Below are 1137 nucleotides of genomic sequence, written 5' to 3'. Positions count from 1 at the left end.
TGGGTGCGCACAGTGTGGATACCAGGAGGCGTGTGCAGCGGGCCTTGGATTCAGGGATGGAGGTGACGATTCACCAAGCGCCGATTGTGGAGAGTGGGTGGAGGGGGGCTGGGTTTACTAGCATTGATCCGGCGACAGGGGCTGGAGGGTACACAATAGAGGGTGGAGCAAATGGAGGAGGATTATTTGACTTTATTGTTGGCCTTGGTTTGGGAGCACTTTTCATCACAAGTTTTTTATTGATGGCAAAAGTATTTGCCGCATTGATGGCTGCAAGTTTTGGTCTTGGATTGTTGATGTTGTTTGTACTTTCTATTGTGCTGTTTTCTTTGGTTTTAATGATTACGTATACGGCACTTTCGGAAGCCTGGGATTCTTCACCATGTTTTCTGTCTGGTTTTGCTGCTGCATTTAGTATTCTGGCTATGAATTTACCGAAAGTGCTTCAATGGTTCTCTTGGTTGGTTGGCACCTTCGCCGCTGCAGATCCTGCTGCAAAATGCTTGAATGGGGCGTGAAATGCATAAGGAAATTTCGATTATTGCTATATTTTCTACTATGTCTTATATGCTTGCTGTTTATTGGGTGGGAGGTTCAATTTACAGTAGATTAATTTTCCTCACGCTATTGATTTCATCTGTGGTGACAATTCTCATTCCGGCTGGAGGCTTTCTTGAAGTGATCATTGTTTTTTCTTATATGCTAATGTTTTTGTTTCTATCTAAGATTGACGGAGTTAAATATTATTCATTTATTTTTATTTTAATTTTTTCAGTTATATTTTTTGAGAATTCTTTTGGTATTGGATCTGTTTATTTGATTTTTGTTGGCATTTTGTGTTTACTATTTTCAATATTTTTGATTGCAAAAAAAGACCATGGATTTTCTTTGAAATTATTGAATTTCTTGATAATCATGTAATAAGAGATTCTGTATTTTACTTTACTCTATTTTCTTTATCTATGCTTCTACGGATTCAATCTGGAAGAGTTTAATGGGTATCAAACCCGATGCTAGCCATGTGGTATGGCAGGCCGCCGCCATAGGACTCAGCGCAGACGGCATCCACGCCCGGCAGCTCGATGACCTCAAAAACCGGCTGGAACAGGCCAAGACCCAACTGCAGGCCAACAACGT

Annotated in this window: 1 pseudogene; it reads left to right on the top strand. The window is 40.9% G+C overall.

The annotated features are described in order from the left end of the window. Window positions 1-518 (top strand): annotated as a pseudogene (locus tag KDK82_RS32035) (hypothetical protein); the annotation flags it as partial. Between the last annotated feature and the right edge of the window lie 619 nt (window positions 519-1137).

It is taken from the genome of Delftia sp. K82, assembly GCF_002193035.1.
Classification (GTDB): domain Bacteria; phylum Pseudomonadota; class Gammaproteobacteria; order Burkholderiales; family Burkholderiaceae_C; genus Comamonas; species Comamonas acidovorans.
This window is presented reverse-complemented; position numbering and strand designations above follow the sequence as displayed.